The organism is Pantoea sp. SGAir0418 (assembly GCF_043529865.1).
Genome location: NZ_CP027911.1, coordinates 3,300,457 through 3,316,736, shown reverse-complemented (window position 1 = coordinate 3,316,736; position 16,280 = coordinate 3,300,457). Strand labels below are relative to the sequence as shown.

Annotated in this window: 12 protein-coding genes; 3 read left to right on the top strand and 9 right to left on the bottom strand. The window is 58.6% G+C overall.

The features are described from left to right. Positions 1-188 precede the first annotated feature (188 nt). Positions 189-1,331 (top strand): porin, encoded by a 1,143-nt coding sequence (locus C1N84_RS15555; RefSeq protein WP_058780427.1) that lies wholly within the window; start codon positions 189-191, stop codon positions 1,329-1,331. A gap of 288 nt (positions 1,332-1,619) precedes the next feature. Continuing rightward, on the top strand, positions 1,620-2,102 hold the full coding sequence (gene folA / locus C1N84_RS15550) for a type 3 dihydrofolate reductase (RefSeq protein ID WP_031279709.1): 483 nt from the start codon (positions 1,620-1,622) through the stop codon (positions 2,100-2,102). Positions 2,103-2,278: 176 nt separating this feature from the next. Here folA and apaH read toward each other — a convergent pair whose 3' ends face one another. The 6 genes from apaH to lptD are packed head-to-tail and all read right to left on the bottom strand — an operon-like array spanning position 2,279 to position 9,104. Beyond that, positions 2,279-3,148: a bis(5'-nucleosyl)-tetraphosphatase (symmetrical) ApaH gene (apaH, locus tag C1N84_RS15545; protein ID WP_058780428.1), complete on the bottom strand. Its 870-nt coding sequence runs from the start codon at positions 3,146-3,148 to the stop codon at positions 2,279-2,281. 52 nt (positions 3,149-3,200) lie between these two features. Next, entirely contained in the window at positions 3,201-3,578 is a 378-nt protein-coding gene (gene apaG, locus C1N84_RS15540) for a Co2+/Mg2+ efflux protein ApaG (RefSeq protein WP_021507588.1), read from the bottom strand. Positions 3,579-3,582: 4 nt separating this feature from the next. Next, a complete protein-coding gene (rsmA, locus tag C1N84_RS15535; RefSeq protein ID WP_021507587.1) occupies positions 3,583-4,407 on the bottom strand; it encodes a 16S rRNA (adenine(1518)-N(6)/adenine(1519)-N(6))-dimethyltransferase RsmA in 825 nt (274 codons plus the stop codon). Continuing rightward, positions 4,400-5,392: a 4-hydroxythreonine-4-phosphate dehydrogenase PdxA gene (gene pdxA, locus C1N84_RS15530; RefSeq protein ID WP_264441640.1), complete on the bottom strand. Its 993-nt coding sequence runs from the start codon at positions 5,390-5,392 to the stop codon at positions 4,400-4,402. Before pdxA ends, rsmA begins: the two co-directional genes overlap by 8 nt. Further along, on the bottom strand, positions 5,382-6,677 hold the full coding sequence (surA, locus tag C1N84_RS15525) for a peptidylprolyl isomerase SurA (protein WP_031279707.1): 1,296 nt from the start codon (positions 6,675-6,677) through the stop codon (positions 5,382-5,384). The genes pdxA and surA overlap by 11 nt, the downstream gene beginning before the upstream one ends. Before the next feature lie 54 nt (positions 6,678-6,731). Beyond that, positions 6,732-9,104, bottom strand: coding sequence for an LPS assembly protein LptD (gene lptD / locus C1N84_RS15520; protein WP_230857095.1), 2,373 nt, complete (start codon positions 9,102-9,104; stop codon positions 6,732-6,734). 182 nt (positions 9,105-9,286) lie between these two features. Between lptD and djlA the strand changes: the two genes are divergently transcribed. Continuing rightward, a complete protein-coding gene (djlA, locus tag C1N84_RS15515; RefSeq protein ID WP_021312869.1) occupies positions 9,287-10,099 on the top strand; it encodes a co-chaperone DjlA in 813 nt (270 codons plus the stop codon). Between the two features lie 14 nt (positions 10,100-10,113). On the opposite strand, the gene rluA is transcribed toward djlA, so the two are convergent. The 3 genes from rluA to polB all read right to left on the bottom strand — a co-directional run bounded on the left by rluA (position 10,114) and on the right by polB (position 16,213). Then, positions 10,114-10,773, bottom strand: a complete 660-nt coding sequence (gene rluA, locus C1N84_RS15510; protein ID WP_021507583.1) for a bifunctional tRNA pseudouridine(32) synthase/23S rRNA pseudouridine(746) synthase RluA — start codon at positions 10,771-10,773, stop codon at positions 10,114-10,116. Between the two features lie 21 nt (positions 10,774-10,794). Next, the gene (gene rapA / locus C1N84_RS15505; RefSeq protein ID WP_394541664.1) at positions 10,795-13,701 is read right to left on the bottom strand and encodes an RNA polymerase-associated protein RapA; all 2,907 of its coding nucleotides are present in this window, start codon (positions 13,699-13,701) and stop codon (positions 10,795-10,797) included. 151 nt (positions 13,702-13,852) lie between these two features. Next, a complete protein-coding gene (gene polB, locus C1N84_RS15500; RefSeq protein WP_058780431.1) occupies positions 13,853-16,213 on the bottom strand; it encodes a DNA polymerase II in 2,361 nt (786 codons plus the stop codon). Positions 16,214-16,280: the final 67 nt, after the last annotated feature.

The window sequence follows — 16,280 nt, the reverse complement described above, 5'->3', positions numbered from 1 at the left end:
GCCTGTTTTGCCTGTGCTGCATAAGGTTATACGTTACAAATCTATTGATTTGACATAATTTTTATCAGTTGATGCGAAACCAGTTACATTCAGGCGCATCCGCACAAAATTATAAATACCTCTCCGCTAAGCGCACCGTACTATTCCGCTGCTCAATCATAGAGCGCTCACCTTTACGGGATATAAAAATGAAAATGCGTGCTTTCACTCTCAGCGCAGTGGCTGCGTTACTTGTTGCTGCACCTCTCGCCAGTCAGGCGGAAATCACCCTGCTGAAGCAGGATCCGCAGGCCGGCGATCCGCTTAGCCGTCTTGATTTCAAAGTGGGCGGCAGTATTCGTCCGCAGTATCTGCATCAGAACGGGGTTAACGATAAATCGTATAAGCGTAACGGCTACGACGGCGGTTCACGTTTCCGCTTCAGCGCCAACTACTACCTGTTTGACGATGTCAGCTGGGTGGGTTACTACGAGCTGGGCGTTAACTTCCCGGCCTGGTGGGGCTGGGATAACCACTATGCGGACGGTGCCCACAACACCACGCGTCGCCAGCTGTATACCGGTTTCAAAAGCGCATCGCTGGGCGAGCTCTATTTTGGCCAGCAGAACAGCGTTTATTACGATGTCGTCGGCGCTAAAACCGATATCTGGGACTACGATATGTTGGCCCAGGCACCGGGCAACGGCATCAACGGTGACTACGACGGATCTTACCGCTCGCGCAAGATGCTGAAGTATAAAAACACCTTTGGCGATGCGGATGTCTATGCCGCTTATCTGTTTGAAGATGACGACTATCTGCCGGGCAACGGCCTGCGCTACAAGCGTAAGGGCGGCGGTTCGCTGGGTGTGAACTATCACATCACCAAAGATCTGGCGTGGGGCACCGCGTGGAACTACACCCGCGCGGATATCCGCAATCCGGGCAATGGTGACAGCAAGCGTTACGACCAGAATATCTACGGCACCGCGCTGAGCTGGACGCCGGACAACTGGACGCTGTCCGCCGGTGCAGGCTGGTATCAGAACTTCTCGCCAACCAAACTCAACACCGTTAACAACTACTTCGCGGATGATGCGTGGGGCGTTGAATACTTCGCCGGTTATAAATTCCCGATCGGCCAGTATGCTGTGAAGAGCATCCAGCCGTACTTCATGGGCGATCGCCTGGAGTTCGTCAATGGACGTAACTACAAGCGTATCGATAACGGCGTGGGCGTCAGCGCGCAGCTCGACTACGGTTTCCGCGTCGACTACGAGTACGTGATCACCTCCAGTACCGATAAATCACTGGGCAACGTTAATCTGGTGCGCCTGCGCTACGATTTCTGATGCGTAAATCAACGGCTCCTGCGGGAGCCGTTTTTTTTGGGGCGGGCACAGTGCGCTTTTCTTTACACAGCGCGCGGTCAGCGCGGAGCATCACCCTGAGTTGTAGCGCCTTCACCGCGAATTCTGGCGGCTCTTTCCGCTAACAGCCGCAAAGCCGGAGTAAAACTCTGTCGGTCAGACAAAACGCCGAGCCAAGCGGGCTTTACGTAAATAGCACGGTCGTCCTATCGACGAAAGTTTCACCTTTACGTATCATTGCGCCAATTTTTTTCCTGTAGGTCTTTTAACATGATTAGTTTGATCGCGGCACTGGCAGCAGATCGTATTATTGGCATGGAAAACGCCATGCCATGGCACCTGCCTGCCGACCTCGCGTGGTTCAAGCGCAACACGCTGAACAAACCGGTGATTATGGGCCGTCTGACCTTTGAATCGATTGGTCGCCCGTTACCGGGACGTCTGAATATTGTGGTCAGCAGCCAGCCCGGCAACCATGACGGCGTGACCTGGGTGACGTCGCCGGAAGAGGCAATTGCCGCAGCGGGTGAGGCAGAAGAGATCATGGTGATTGGTGGTGGCCGGATTTATGCGCAGATGCTGGCGCGCGCCGATCGTCTCTATCTGACGCATATCGATGCGGAAGTGGAAGGCGACACCCAGTTCCCGGATTACGAGCCGGACGAGTGGCAGTCGACGTTCAGTGAGTTCCACGATGCCGATGCGCAGAATTCGCACAGTTACTGCTTTGAGATTCTGGATCGCCGCCGTTGAGAGTGGCCAGGTGCGCATGAATGCGCAGCCTGCAAAGGCAGGGATCAAGCGCTGTTTTTGACGCGATAAACCCGTGCAATATCAGGCTGATGGCTGTCACGGTACAGATGGTCGTTGTAGGGTCGCCATTTATGGTGACCAAAAAAAAGCCCCGCTAACATCGCGGGGCTTTTTGTTTACTGCATATCGCTCAGGGGGGAGGGCGCATTCACCGCGCTTTCCGCCATGGCCTGGTCACGGTTCGAGACCTGGGTGTAATACTGGCCGCTCTCCCAGTGCAGCAGGGTCAGCGTTCCGCCCCAGCAGCAGCCGGTGTCGAGGCCGATCACATGCTCTGGCGTGCCTTTTCCTTCCAGCGAAGCCCAGTGACCAAAGATTTGCGTATAATCGCTGCTGATTTTGCCGGGCACCTGGAACCACGGTTTCAGCGGCGGCGGCGCTGAGGCGGGCGCCTCTTTGCAGATCATGTCGAGCTGACCATTGGGGAAACAGAAACGCATGCGCGTCAGCGCATTGGTGCTGAAACGCAGGCGCGCCAGTCCGCTCAGTTCCGGTGTCCAGTTGTTCGGCATGTCGCCATACATGGCATCGAGAAACAGCGGATAGCTGTCGCTGGATAAGACCGCCTCAACTTCGCGCGCGCACTGCTGTGCCGTCTCCAGATCCCACTGCGGCGTAATGCCAGCATGCGCCATCAGCAGCTTTTTCTCTTCATCCACCTGCAGCAGCGGCTGGCGACGCAGCCAGTTAATCAGCTCGTCGGCATCGTCCGCTTCCAGCAGGGGCGTCAGGCGATCCTTGGGCTTGTTACGGCTGATACCGGCATACACTGCCAGCAAATGCAGGTCATGGTTGCCCAGCACTATGCGCACACAGTCTCCGAGCGACCTGACGTAGCGCAGTACCTCAAGCGAACCCGGACCGCGCGCCACCAGGTCGCCGGTCAGCCAGAGCTCGTCCTGCTGCGCATCGAAATTGACCTGCGCCAGCAGCGCACGTAATTCGTCATAACAGCCGTGAATATCGCCAATCAGGTATGTACTCATTAAGTCAGTCCGATCAAAACGCGCCGCCCGGACTGGCCGGGCGGAAGAGGAATTAGTGAATGTGGGTTTGCACCGCGAGGCGGAACACCGGAATCTCCACGTGGAAGGTCTCGCCCTCTTCGTCGATCATCACATAGTGTCCCTGCATGGTGCCCATCGGCGTTTCCAGAACCGCACCGCTGGTGTACTGAAACTCATTGCCGGGCGCGATATGCGGCTGCTCACCGACCACGCCTTCACCCTGCACTTCGGTCTCGCGCCCGTTGCCATTGGTGATTAGCCAGTAGCGGCTGCGCAGCTGCACGCTGTTGCGCCCGAGGTTACGGATGGTGATGGTGTAGGCAAACACGTAGCGATCCTCATCGGGAGAGGATTGCGATTCCACATACTGACTCAGTACCTGAACACAAACGCGGGCCAGTTCACTCATGCACTCAGTTCTCCGCAGATTCAGCCTGATGATTGCCCAGCCAGTTTGCCAGCTGGCAATACTGCGCCACGGTGACATTTTCTGCCCGCAGCGAGGCGTCGATGTTGAGTTCATCCAGCGCACCGGCCGTGAACAGGTGTCCCAGGCTGTTACGCAGGGTTTTGCGTCGCTGACCAAACGCTTCGGTGGTGATACGGCTCAGTAAACGCACATCGCTGACCGGATACGGTGGCTGGGTAAAGGGCACCAGACGCACCACCGCCGAATCCACTTTCGGTGGCGGGGTGAACGATTGTGGTGGCACTTCCAGCACCGGAATCACCTGACAATAATATTGCGCCATCACGCTAAGACGCCCGTAAGCTTTGCTGCCCGGGCCGGCTACCAGACGGTTAACCACTTCTTTCTGCAGCATGAAGTGCATATCTTTAATCGAACCAGTATAGCTGAAAAGGTGGAACATCAGCGGCGTCGAGATGTTGTACGGCAGGTTGCCGAACACGCGCAGCGGCTGACCCTGCTCCTTTGACAGCGCAGAGAAGTCGAAGGTCATCGCATCCTGCTGATAAATCGTCAGCTTAGGACCGAGGAACGGGTGCGTCTGCAAACGCGCGGCAAGGTCGCGGTCCAGCTCGACGACAGTCAGCGCATCAAGACGCTCGCCCACCGGCTCGGTTAACGCACCCAGCCCTGGGCCAATCTCCACCATGGCTTCACCCTTTTGCGGATGAATAGCGGAGACGATGCTGTCGATAATGTACTGATCGTTCAGGAAGTTCTGCCCGAAACGTTTACGGGCGTAGTGCCCCTGATGGACGCGATTATTCATTACTGCTCTTGATCATAGTGATGGCGAGGTTAAGCGCCGTAATAAAGCTGCCCGGCTCTGCGCTGCCCAGACCGGCGAGTTCCAGCGCGGTGCCGTGGTCAACAGAGGTACGGATAAATGGCAGGCCGAGGGTGATATTCACCGCGCGACCAAATCCCTGAAATTTTAGCACCGGCAGGCCCTGGTCGTGATACATCGCCAGCACCGCATCGGCATGCTGCAGATATTTCGGCTGAAACAGCGTATCGGCCGGTAACGGACCGGTGAGCTGCAGGCCCTGCTGGCGCAGTTCGTCGAGCGCCGGGATGATGGTATCGATCTCTTCCCGGCCCATGTGACCGCTTTCGCCAGCATGCGGGTTGAGGCCGCAGACAAAGATATGCGGCTGCGAAATGCCAAACTTTTGCTGCAAATCCTGATGCAGGATGGTGATGACTTCATGCAGACTGTCACGGGTGATGGCGTCCGCGACATCTTTCAGCGGCAGATGCGTGGTGGCCAGCGCCACGCGCAACGCTTCGGTCGCCAGCATCATCACCACGCGATCGCCACCGGCGCGCTCAGCGAAGAACTCGGTGTGACCGGTGAAGGGGATGCCGGCGTCATTGATCACGCCTTTGTGCACCGGCCCGGTCACCAGCGCGGCAAACTCGCCGCTGAGGCAGCCGTCGCAGGCGCGGGCCAGCGTCTCCAGTACGTAATGACCGTTGGCGACCGTCAGTTCGCCGGCGGTCACCGGCTGCGCCGTCGCGATGGGCAGCAGCGTCAGCGTACCGGCCTGCTGCGGCTGTGGTGCCACGCCGGGCTGATAGTCACGCAGCGTCAGCGGCAAACCCAGTTGAGCCGCGCGCTGGCGCAGCACGTCGCCGTCTGCGCACACCACCAGCTCAACCGGCCAGTTACGCTGAGCCAGCGCAACGGCGAGATCGGGACCAATCCCGGCGGGTTCGCCGGGCGTGATCGCCACACGATAATTACTGACCATTGCCATCCAGAATCTTCACGTAAGCACTGGCGCGCTGTTCCTGCATCCAGGTTTGCGCTTCTTCAGCAAACTTACGGTTGAACAGCAGACGGTACGCGCGCTCTTTCTGCGCGGCATCGGTCTTATCCACCTGACGGGTATCCAGCAGCTGAATCAGGTGCCAGCCGAAGGAGGAGTGCACCGGCGCACTGACCTGGCCTTTCTGCAGCTTCAGCAGCGCATCACGGAACGCCGGATCGTAGATTTCCGGTGACGCCCAGCCGAGGTCGCCGCCCTGGTTCGCGGAACCCGGATCGTCGGAGAACTGTTTCGCGGCAGCGGCGAAGGTGGTTTTGCCACTCTTGATGTCTGCAGCGATCTGTTCAATCTTCTGACGTGCCTGATCGTCGGTAAGGATCGGTGACGGCTTCAGCAGAATGTGGCGGGCATGCACTTCGGTGACCGAAATGTTTTTGCTCTCGCCGCGCAGATCGTTCACTTTCAGGATATGGAAGCCAACGCCGGAGCGGATTGGGCCGACGATGTCGCCTTTCTTCGCGCTGCTCAGCGCCTGCGAGAACAGCGTTGGCAGCTCTTCAATTTTGCCCCAGCCCATGTTGCCGCCTTTCAGCGCCTGCGGATCGGCAGAGTAGGTCACGGCCAGTTTACCGAAATCGGCACCGCCTTTCAGTTCACCCACCAGCTGACGCGCCAGCGCTTCCTGGTCATCAACCTGCTGCTGGGTTGGATTTTCCGGCAGCGGCAGCAGAATCTGACTGATGTTAAGTTCGGTGCCCTGGGTATTCTGCGAGCCAATCTGCTTAGCCAGCGTATCCACTTCCTGCGGCAGAATGGTGACGCGACGACGCACTTCATTGTTACGCACTTCAGAGATCAACATCTCTTTGCGGATCTGCGCGCGATAATCGTTGTAGTTCATCCCGTCATAGGCCAGACGGCTGCGCAGCTGATCAACGCTCATGCGGTTCTGCGCGGCGATGTTCTGGATCGCCTGATCCAGTTGCTGATCGCTCACCTGCAGACCGGCTTTTTCGCCCATCTGCAGAATGATGGCATCCATGACCTGGCGTTCAAGGATCTGATGACGCAGGGTTTTGTCATCCGGCAGCTGCTGACCAGCCTGCTGCGCCTGTGACTTCACCGTGCGCAGCATGTTGTCTACGTCACTTTCCAGCACCACGCCGTTGTTCACGACTGCGGCAACTTTATCGACCATCTGTGGGGCTGCGAACGCAGTGTTAGCGGTGATCGCCACACCAAGAATCAGCATTCTCCAGTTCTTCATACTTTATCCATTGTTGTTTCCGCACTGCGGGATAGCCTGTCAAATATCACAACATCAGAAAGCGCGCTGATAAGGGATGATGCCCTGACGCAGCATTTCATTGGTGCCTAAGCCATAGTTAGAACTCAGACCACGCAGCTCAATGTTGAATGAGATTTGGTTGTCATACTTGCTGTCGTTGTTTTCCCAACCGTTGATCTTGCGTTCGTAACCCAGACGAATGGCGTAGCAGCAGGAGCTGTACTGCAGACCGACTAGCTGCTCGGCCGGACGGCTGTTGCGGGTGTCATAGTAGTAACCCCCCACCAGCGACCAGGCATCGGCAATCGGCCAGCTGGCCGTGGCGCCCACCTGCGAGATACCGTTTTTGTAGATCGGGTTAGTGACATAGCTGGGGTTATTCAACGCCTGCGCCACATACTCCGGGCTGCTGTAGCGGTAGCTCAGCTGCACCATACGGTCGGCATCACGACGGTATTCCACAATGGCATTGCCCTGGGAAACGTTGTCCAGCCGCGTATCGTATTGCAAGCCACCGCGCACGCCCCAGCGATCGCTGACTTTCCAGTAAGTATCACCCGCCCACACCAGGCTACCGGTATCATCTTCTTTATTCGTCTGGTTTACGCCGGTACGAGACGGGGTAAACGAGTAGATTTGACCCACGGAAACGTTAAAACGTTCAACCAGATCGTTATCATAAATACGCGTGGTCACGCCGGTCGCCACTTCGTTAGACGAAGCGATACGATCGAGGCCGCTGTAGGTGCGATCGCGGAACAGGCCGGTGTAGTCGGTCTGCAGCAGCGTGGAGTCGTACGGATAGATGTTGCTCTGGTTGCGGTACGGGATATACAGGTACTGCACGCGCGGTTCCAGCGTCTGGGTGTAGCCTTCGGCCCAGTCCATATTGCGGTCAAATACCAGGCGACCATCTACCTTGAACTGCGGCAGGGTACGGTTGACCGACTCTTTCAGCTGATTGGTGCGGGTGGTATCGATATTTTCGTTGTAGTAGTTAACGTTATCCTGCTGGTAATGCGTCGCCAGCAGCTTTGCCTCGGTATCCAGGCTGGCCCAGCCGTTGGACAGCGGCAGGTTGAGCGTTGGCTCGATGTGCAAACGCGTCGCTTCCGGCATTCGGTTACTGACGTTAGTGAACTTCACCGCCTGCGCATAGATGCGACCGTCAAACGGCCCGATATCGTTCTGGTACAGATTGACATCCAGCTGCGGCATCGCCCGGTACACGTTCTGGCTGCTGGTATTACCAAACACCTGGAAGTCTTTGCTGGACAGCGTCGCATCCCAGTTGGTATCAGCGTAGCCTACGCTGAATTTCTGCGTGGCGTAGCCGTCAGTCGAGCTGTAGTACTTCGAATCAAGATCGTTGAAGTAATAAGGATCGCTGACTTTGGTGTAGTCCGCGTTGAAGCGCCAGTGCTGATCGTAGACGCCGGAGTGACGCCAGTAGAACAGCCAGCGGTCGTCGTTGCTGTCGTTCTGCACCGACGGTCGCGCGGCTTTATCTTTGTTGTACTGATTGTCAGACGGCAGATAGTCCAGCTCTAACAGGCCGGCACCAAACTGCGTCAGGTAGCGGAACTCGTTCTGCAACTGCAGACCGCGCTTGCTCATGTAGTGCGGCGTAATGGTGGCATCGGCCTGAGGCGCGATGTTCCAGTAGTACGGCAGCATGAATTCGAAGCCGTTGTTGCTGCCGTATTTCGCGTTGGGGATCAGGAAGCCGGAGCGGCGGCGGTCGCCAATCGGCAGCTGCAGATACGGGCTGTAAAACACCGGCACGTTGCCGAGCTTGAAGCGCGCATTCCAGATCTCCGCCACTTCTTCTTCACGGTCCTGAATCACTTCCGAACCGACCACGCTCCAGCTGTTGGAACCCGGCAGACAGGAGGTAAAGCTGCCGTTTTCCAGAATGGTATAGCGGTTATTACCGCGCAGTTTCATCTGGTCAGCATCACCGCGACCCTGACGGCCGACCATCTGATAATTACCGTTCCACACGTTGGTGTCTTTGGTGTTCAGATTGGACCAGGCTTTCGGACCTTTCAGGATGACCTGGTTGTCGTCATAGTGCACATTACCCAGCGCATCGACGGTACGCACCGGCGTCGTTTGTCCGTCCTGCTGACGCTGATGCAGCTGCATCTCGTCGGCAACCAGACGGCTATTCCCCTGCTGCACATCAACATTACCGGTGAACACCGCGTCGTTCGGATAGTTCCCTTTTGCTGAGTCAGAGTTGATGGTTACCGGCAGCGAATTCGCGTCGCCACTGACCAGCGGACGGTTGTAGCTCGGCACGCCCAGCATACACTGCGACATCAGATCGTCGGCCAGTGCATGCTGACTATAAAGCGCTGCACCAATCATGGTAGCCAGCAGGGTAGGTATACGTTTTTTCATACGCGGTTTCGATAATTCCATGAAAACTGGCATCATGCCGACAATCCGGACAGAGACTAACGTACCGCCCGGCGTTGCGCCAGTGTTAATCCTGCTCTGCCTGCGTTGCCGTTAGGCGCGGAGATAAATGACAGGTATGATAATGCAATTTTCAGCCGCAAGCATGGCGAATTGAGGAGTTTATGCGCTACTGGGGAAAAGTTATTGGTCTGGCTCTCGGCTTACTTTCCGGAGCAGGCTTTTGGGGCATCGTACTGGGTCTGATCATTGGTCATCTGTTTGACAAAGTGCGCAGCGTAAAAGGACAGGGCTACTTCGCCAATAACCAGGCGCGTCAGACACTGTTCTTCAGCACCACGTTCCAGGTGATGGGCCATCTGACCAAGTCAAAAGGGCGCGTCACCGAAGCGGATATCCAGATTGCCTCTTTATTTATGGATCGCATGCAGCTGCATGGCGAGGCGCGCACCGCGGCACAGCGTGCGTTTCGTGAAGGTAAGCAGAGCGAATATCCGTTACGTAATAAACTGCGCGAGCTGCGCAGCGCCTGCTTTGGCCGTTTTGACCTGATTCGGATGTTTCTGGAAATTCAAATCCAGGCGGCGTTTGCTGATGGTTCGCTGCATCCCAACGAGCGTCAGGTGCTGTACGTTATCGCGGAAGAGCTGGGGATTTCCCGCGCGCAGTTCGATCAGTTCCTGCGCATGATGGAGGGCGGTCAGCAGTTTGGTGGCGGTTCGTCGTATGGCGGCGGCGCTTATCAGCAGGCGAAACGTGGCCCTACGCTGGAAGATGCCTGCAGCGTGCTGGGGGTGAAAAGCAGCGACGACAGCACCACCATCAAGCGCGCTTACCGCAAGCTGATGGCCGAGCACCATCCGGATAAGCTGGTGGCGAAAGGTCTGCCGCCGGAGATGATGGAGATGGCGAAGCAGAAAGCGCAGGAGATTCAGGCCGCGTACGACCTGATTCGCAAAGAGAAGGGCTTTAAATAAGGGGCGGCGGCCCCTTAAAAATCAGCCGGCTGGCGAAACGTCATGCTGTTGCCAAACGCCGGATGGGTAATGGTCAGCGATTCGGCGTGCAGCTGCAGGCGTGGCGCCATGGCTAACGCCTCGGGATGGGCATAGAAGCGATCGCCGAGAATCGGATGCCCCAGCGCCAGCAGATGCACGCGCAGCTGGTGGGAACGGCCGGTGATCGGCTTCAACTGCACCCGCGCGCTGTTATCGGCGTCATACGCCAGCACCTGATACTCCGTCTGCGCCGGCTTACCCAGCTCCACACTCACCATCTGCTTCGGCCGGTTAGGCCAGTCGCAAATCAGCGGCAGATCGATCATGCCCTGTTCCGCTGCCGGATGTCCCCAGACGCGCGCCACGTACTGCTTCGCGGGCTCGCGCTCGCGAAACTGCCGCTTCAGCTCGCGCTCAGCCGCCTTGGTCAGCGCCACCACAATCACACCGCTGGTGGCCATATCGAGCCGGTGCACCGACTCCGCCTGCGGAAAATCACGCTGGATGCGCGTCATCACGCTGTCCTTGTGCTCCTCAAGGCGGCCAGGCACCGACAGCAAACCGCTCGGCTTGTTAACCACCATGATGTGCTCGTCCTGATACAGAATATGCAGCCAGGGGTCGAGCGGCGGATTGTAGGGTTCCATCAGCATGATTCAGCGCGGCCTCAGCGATTATTGGTGTGTCACAACGATCAGACGCAGCGCATCCAGCCGCCAGCCGGCTTCACCGAGGCTGGCCAGCACCTGCTCGCGGTTGCTCTCCAGCGCATCAACCTCATCATCACGGATGTTGTGGTTGACCGCTTTCAGCGCTTCGAGGCGCGACAGCTCGGCGCTCAGCTTCTCATCGGCTTCGGCTTTGGCCGCCGCAATCAGCGCCTGCGCTTCCGGCACGATGACTTTTTCCGCCTGCGTCAGAATGTGATGCACATCCTGCTGCACCGCGTTCACCAGCTTGCTGCCGGTATGGCGATTGACTGCGTTGAGCTGACGGTTAAAGCTTTCGAACTCCACCTTCCCGGCGAGGTTATTTCCGGCGCGATCCATCAGCAGGCGGACCGGCGTGGGCGGCAGGAAGCGGGTAAGCTGCAGGTGTTTCGGCGCCTGTGCTTCGACCACATAGATCATCTCTACCAGCAGCGTGCCCACCGGCAGCGCCTTGTTCTTCAGCAGCGACAGCGCACAGCTGCCGGTATCGCCGGAGAGAATCAGGTCGAGACCGTTGCGAATCAGCGGATGTTCCCAGGTAATGAACTGGGTATCTTCGCGTGACAGCGCCTGGTTACGGTTAAAGGTTACGGTGCAGCCATCTTCCGGCAGGCCGGGGAAATCCGGCACCAGCATGTGGTCCGACGGCGTCAGGACGATCAGGTTATCGCTGCGATCTTCCTGGTTGATCCCGACGATATCAAACAGGTTGAGCGCAAAGTTCACCAGCTCGGTGTCGTTATCCTGCTCGCCGATGGCATCAGCCAGCGCCTGCGCGGCTTCGCCGCCGTTCGAGTTCAGCTCCAGCAGACGGTCGCGCCCCTGCTCCAGCTGCGCCTTCAGCGTGTCATGCTGTTTGCGGCTCTGGGCGATAAAGTCGTCCAGCCCCTGCGGGTTGTCCGGCGCGGCCAGATACTCAATCAGCTGCGGGTAGGCGCTGTCGTAGATGGTGCGGCCGGTCGGGCAGGTGTGCTCAAACGCGTCCAGCCCTTCGTGGTACCAGCGCAGCAGCACCGCCTGGGCGGTTTTCTCCAGCCACGGCACCAGAATCTGGATGTCATGCAATTGGCCGATACGATCGAGACGGCCGATACGCTGCTCGAGCAGATCCGGGTTAAACGGTAAATCGAACATCACCAGCCGGCTGGCGAACTGGAAGTTACGCCCTTCCGAGCCGATCTCCGAACACAGCAGCACCTGGGCGCCATCTTCCTGCGAAGCGAAGAAGGCGGCCGCGCGGTCGCGTTCGATAATTGATAGTCCTTCATGGAACACCGCGGCGCGGATGCCTTCGCGCTCGCGCAGCACCTGCTCCAGCTGCAGCGCAGTGGCCGCTTTGGCGCAAATCACCAGCACTTTCTCTTTACGGTTGCTGGTGAGGTAGCCCATCAGCCACTCAACGCGCGGGTCGAAGTTCCACCAGGTGCCGCTGTCGCCTTCAAATTCCTGATAAATCTGCTCGGGATACAGCATGTCGCGCGCGCGCTCTTCCGCCGTTTTGCGCGCCGCCATAATGCCGGAGACTTTAATCGCCGTCTGATACTGCGCCGGCAGCGGCAGGCGAATCTGATGCAGTTCGCGTTTCGGGAAGCCCTTCACACCGTTACGCGTGTTACGGAACAGCACGCGGCTGGTGCCGTGGCGATCCATCAGCATCGAAATCAGCTCTTTGCGCGCGTCGTCTTTGCCGTCGCGATCGCTGTTCGCCACCTGCAGCAGCGGCTCGATGTCCTGCTCGCCGACCAGGTCGTTGATCAGGTTCATCTCCTCTTTGCTAATGGCGTGATCGGCCAGCAGCGTACTGACGGCGTCAGCCACCGGGCGGTAGTGCTGCTGCTCGGCCACAAACTGCGCGAAATCGTGGAAACGATTCGGGTCCAGCAGGCGCAGACGGGCAAAGTGGCTCTCCATGCCGAGCTGTTCCGGCGTCGCGGTCAGCAGCAGCACGCCGGCGGTCTTTTCCGCCAGCTGTTCGATAACCTGATATTCGCGGCTCGGCGCGGCTTCGCTCCACGCCAGATGGTGCGCTTCGTCGACCACCAGCAGATCCCAGTCAGCTTCGGCCAGCAGCTCCAGCCGCTGTTTGTTGCGGCGGACAAAATCCAGCGAGCAGATAATCAGCTGCTCGGTATCAAACGGATTGTCGCTGTCGTGCTGCGCTTCGGTGTAGCGATCGTCGTCGAACAGGGCAAAGCGCAGGTTGAAGCGGCGCAGCATTTCCACCAGCCACTGGTGCTGCAGGGTTTCCGGCACCACGATCAGCACGCGCTCGGCGCGTCCGGCCAGCAGCTGCTGCTGGATAATCATCCCGGCTTCAATGGTTTTACCGAGGCCGACTTCATCGGCCAGCAGCACGCGCGGTGCGTGGCGGCGACCGACGTCATGCGCGATGTGCAGCTGGTGCGGAATCAGGTTGGTGCGCATGCCGCGCAGGCCGCTGATCGGCAGGCGATACTGTTCGCTCTGGTATTTGCGTGCGCGGAAGCGCAGGGCAAAGCGATCCATGCGGTCCAGCTGGCCGGCAAACAGGCGATCCTGTGGTTTGCTGAACACCAGTTTGCTGTCGAGCATCACTTCGCGCAGCACCACGTTGCTTTCGTCGGTATCAAGACGCGTGCCGATGTAAGTCACTAAATCGTTTTCGTTGCGGACTTCATCAACCTGCATCTGCCAGCCTTCGTGGCTGGTGACGGTATCACCCGGATTAAAAATCACGCGGGTGACCGGAGAATCATTACGGGCATAGAGGCGGTTTTCGCCGGTGGCGGGAAACATCAGTGTGACCATGCGCGTATCCAGCGCCACGACTGTCCCCAGTCCCAGCTCACTTTCCGTATCACTAATCCAGCGTTGACCCAGTGTAAAAACCATATATTTTTTGCTCGATTCTCTAAAAGATAGAAAGACGTTCACCTGCTCTCAGACAATACCCCACCGCCAGACAGTTATCTGGTCAGCTGGTGCACGCGGTGAGAATCAGGAAGGGCGCTATGGTACTGGATGGCAGGGCATTCGTCACCTGTCAAAAAAGCCCCAGTTGCCCGGTGATCAGTGTAGCAAAGTCATCGCCGACAAACGGTAAAATCCCTTCGGCGATCGGCTGCAGCTGCTTGCTGACGTAGTGATCGTAATCCAGCGGCGTGCTGCGCGCTTCCAGCGGCTCCGGCCCGGCGGTGGCCATGACGTAGCGGATCGATCCGCCGTTCTGATACTGCAGCGGACGCTGCAGTTTACGGTTATGTTCATCGGCGAGGCGCGCGGCACGCACGTGGGGCGGCACGTTGCGTTCGTAATCTTTCAGCGGCCGGCGCAGGCGCTTTTTATACACCAGCAGATCGTCCAGCTCGCCGGCCAGCAGTTGTGCCACCGTGTCGCGAATGTAGTCCTGCCAGGGTTCACCGCGGAAGATGCGGCCATACAGCGTCTGCTGGAACTGCTGCGCCAGCGGCGTCCAGTCGGTGCGCACCGATTCCAGCCCCTTAAACACCAGCCGTTCGTCGCCGTCGCGGCGAATCAGTCCGGCATAGCGCTTTTTACTGCCCTGTTCGGCCCCGCGTATGGTTGGCATCAGGAAGCGGCTGAAGTGGGTTTCATACTCCAGCTCCAGCGCGCTGTCGAGACCGTAAGTCTGCTGCAGATGCTGTTGCCACCAGCGATTGACCACCCCGGCCAGCCGCTGGCCGATCGCGGCGGCATCGGCTTCGCTGTGGGCGCTTTTCAGCCAGACAAAAGTGGAATCGGTGTCACCGTAGATCACGTCAAAACCTTCGGCTTCAATCAGCTCACGCGTTTGCTGCATGATGGCGTGACCGCGCAGGGTGATCGACGAGGCGAGGCGCGGATCGAAAAAGCGACAGGCGCTGGTGCCGAGTACGCCATAAAAAGCGTTCATGATGATCTTCAGCGCCTGCGACAGCGGCTGGTTGCCGTCACGTTTGGCGGCCTCGCGCCCCTGCCAGATCTGCCCGACAATCGCCGGTAAACAGTGGGTGCGGCGCGAAAAGCGCGCGTGGCGAAAACCGGGAACCGAATCGGCGTCGTCCGGATGCGCCAGGCCTTCGACCAGCCCGACCGGATCGATCAGAAAGGTGCGGATGATCGACGGATAGAGGCTTTTATAATCCAGCACCAGCACCGAATCATACAGTCCGGGGCGCGAATCCATCACGTAGCCGCCAGGGCTGGCTTCCGGTGCCACTTCGCCGAGATTAGGCGCGACAAAGCCGGCGCGGTGCATTCGCGGAATATACAGGTGGCTGAACGCCGCCACCGATCCGCCGTGGCGATCCACCGCCAGGCCATTGACGGTGGCGCGCTCCAGCAAAAACGGCATGATGGCGGTGTGCTGGAAAATACGCGTAACCAGCTCGCAATCCTTCAGGTTGTAGGTGGCCAGCGCCGGTTTGTCGTGGGCAAAGCGCCAGTTGATCTCTTCCATGCGCTGCCACGGATTGTTGATGGCTTTGCCTTCGCCCAGCAGCTCGCGCGACACCGCTTCCAGGCTGAATGAGGCGAAGTCCCAGAACGCCGATTTCAGCGCCTCAATACCGTCAATCACCAGCCGGCCGCTGGCCTGAGCGAAGAACACGCCGGGCTTAAAGCCGTGCTCGCGCCACTCCAGCGGCTGCTGCTGACGGCCAAGACGCAGCGGAATACCGTAGCGGTCGGCATGTTTTTGCAGCACGCGCAGGTCGAACTGCACCACGTTCCAGCCGATGATGACATCGGGATCGTGACGGGCGAACCAGGCGTTAAGCTGCTCCAGCAGCTGTGGCCGGCTGTCGAGGTAAATCAGCTCAAAATCCAGCTGGCTGGCATCACCGTTCGGCGGGCCGAGCATATACACCTGGCGCTGGCCGCAGCCCTCCAGCCCGATGCAGTACAGCTCGCCGTGCTCGGTGGTTTCGATGTCGAGCGACACCCATTTCAGTTGCGGACGGTAATCGGGATGCGGCTTGAGGCGCGCGTTGACGAGGCTGTCGCCGCGCGGCTCGCCGCTGAACCACACCGGTGCCGTGATAAAGCGCTCCATCAGATAGCGTTCCGGCGGGCGGATATCTGCTTCATACACCGCAATGCCGTTTTCACGCAGGCGTTTTTCGATGCTTTGCAGCTGTCGGTGGCTGCGGCAATAGAGTCCCAGCACCGGTCGGCGCCGGAAATCTTTCAGATCCAGCGGTTGCAGGCGCGTATGGCGCTCGTCGCGAATCAGCGCTTCGGTTTGCGCCTGAAACTCCCGGGGAATAAACGCCACTGACTCCTGCGCAGGCAGCACCAGGCGCTGCGGGCCCTGGTCGGTGGCCAGCCACAGCACCACTTCGCTGCCGGTCGGGGTATCCCGCCAGTGGCGAGTCAGCAAAAATCCTGCGCGCGGTTCGGTCACGTTAACTCCGGAGAATGAATTCATTTCAGTATATCATGGATGTTTATACAGTGTACTGCCGGTGGTG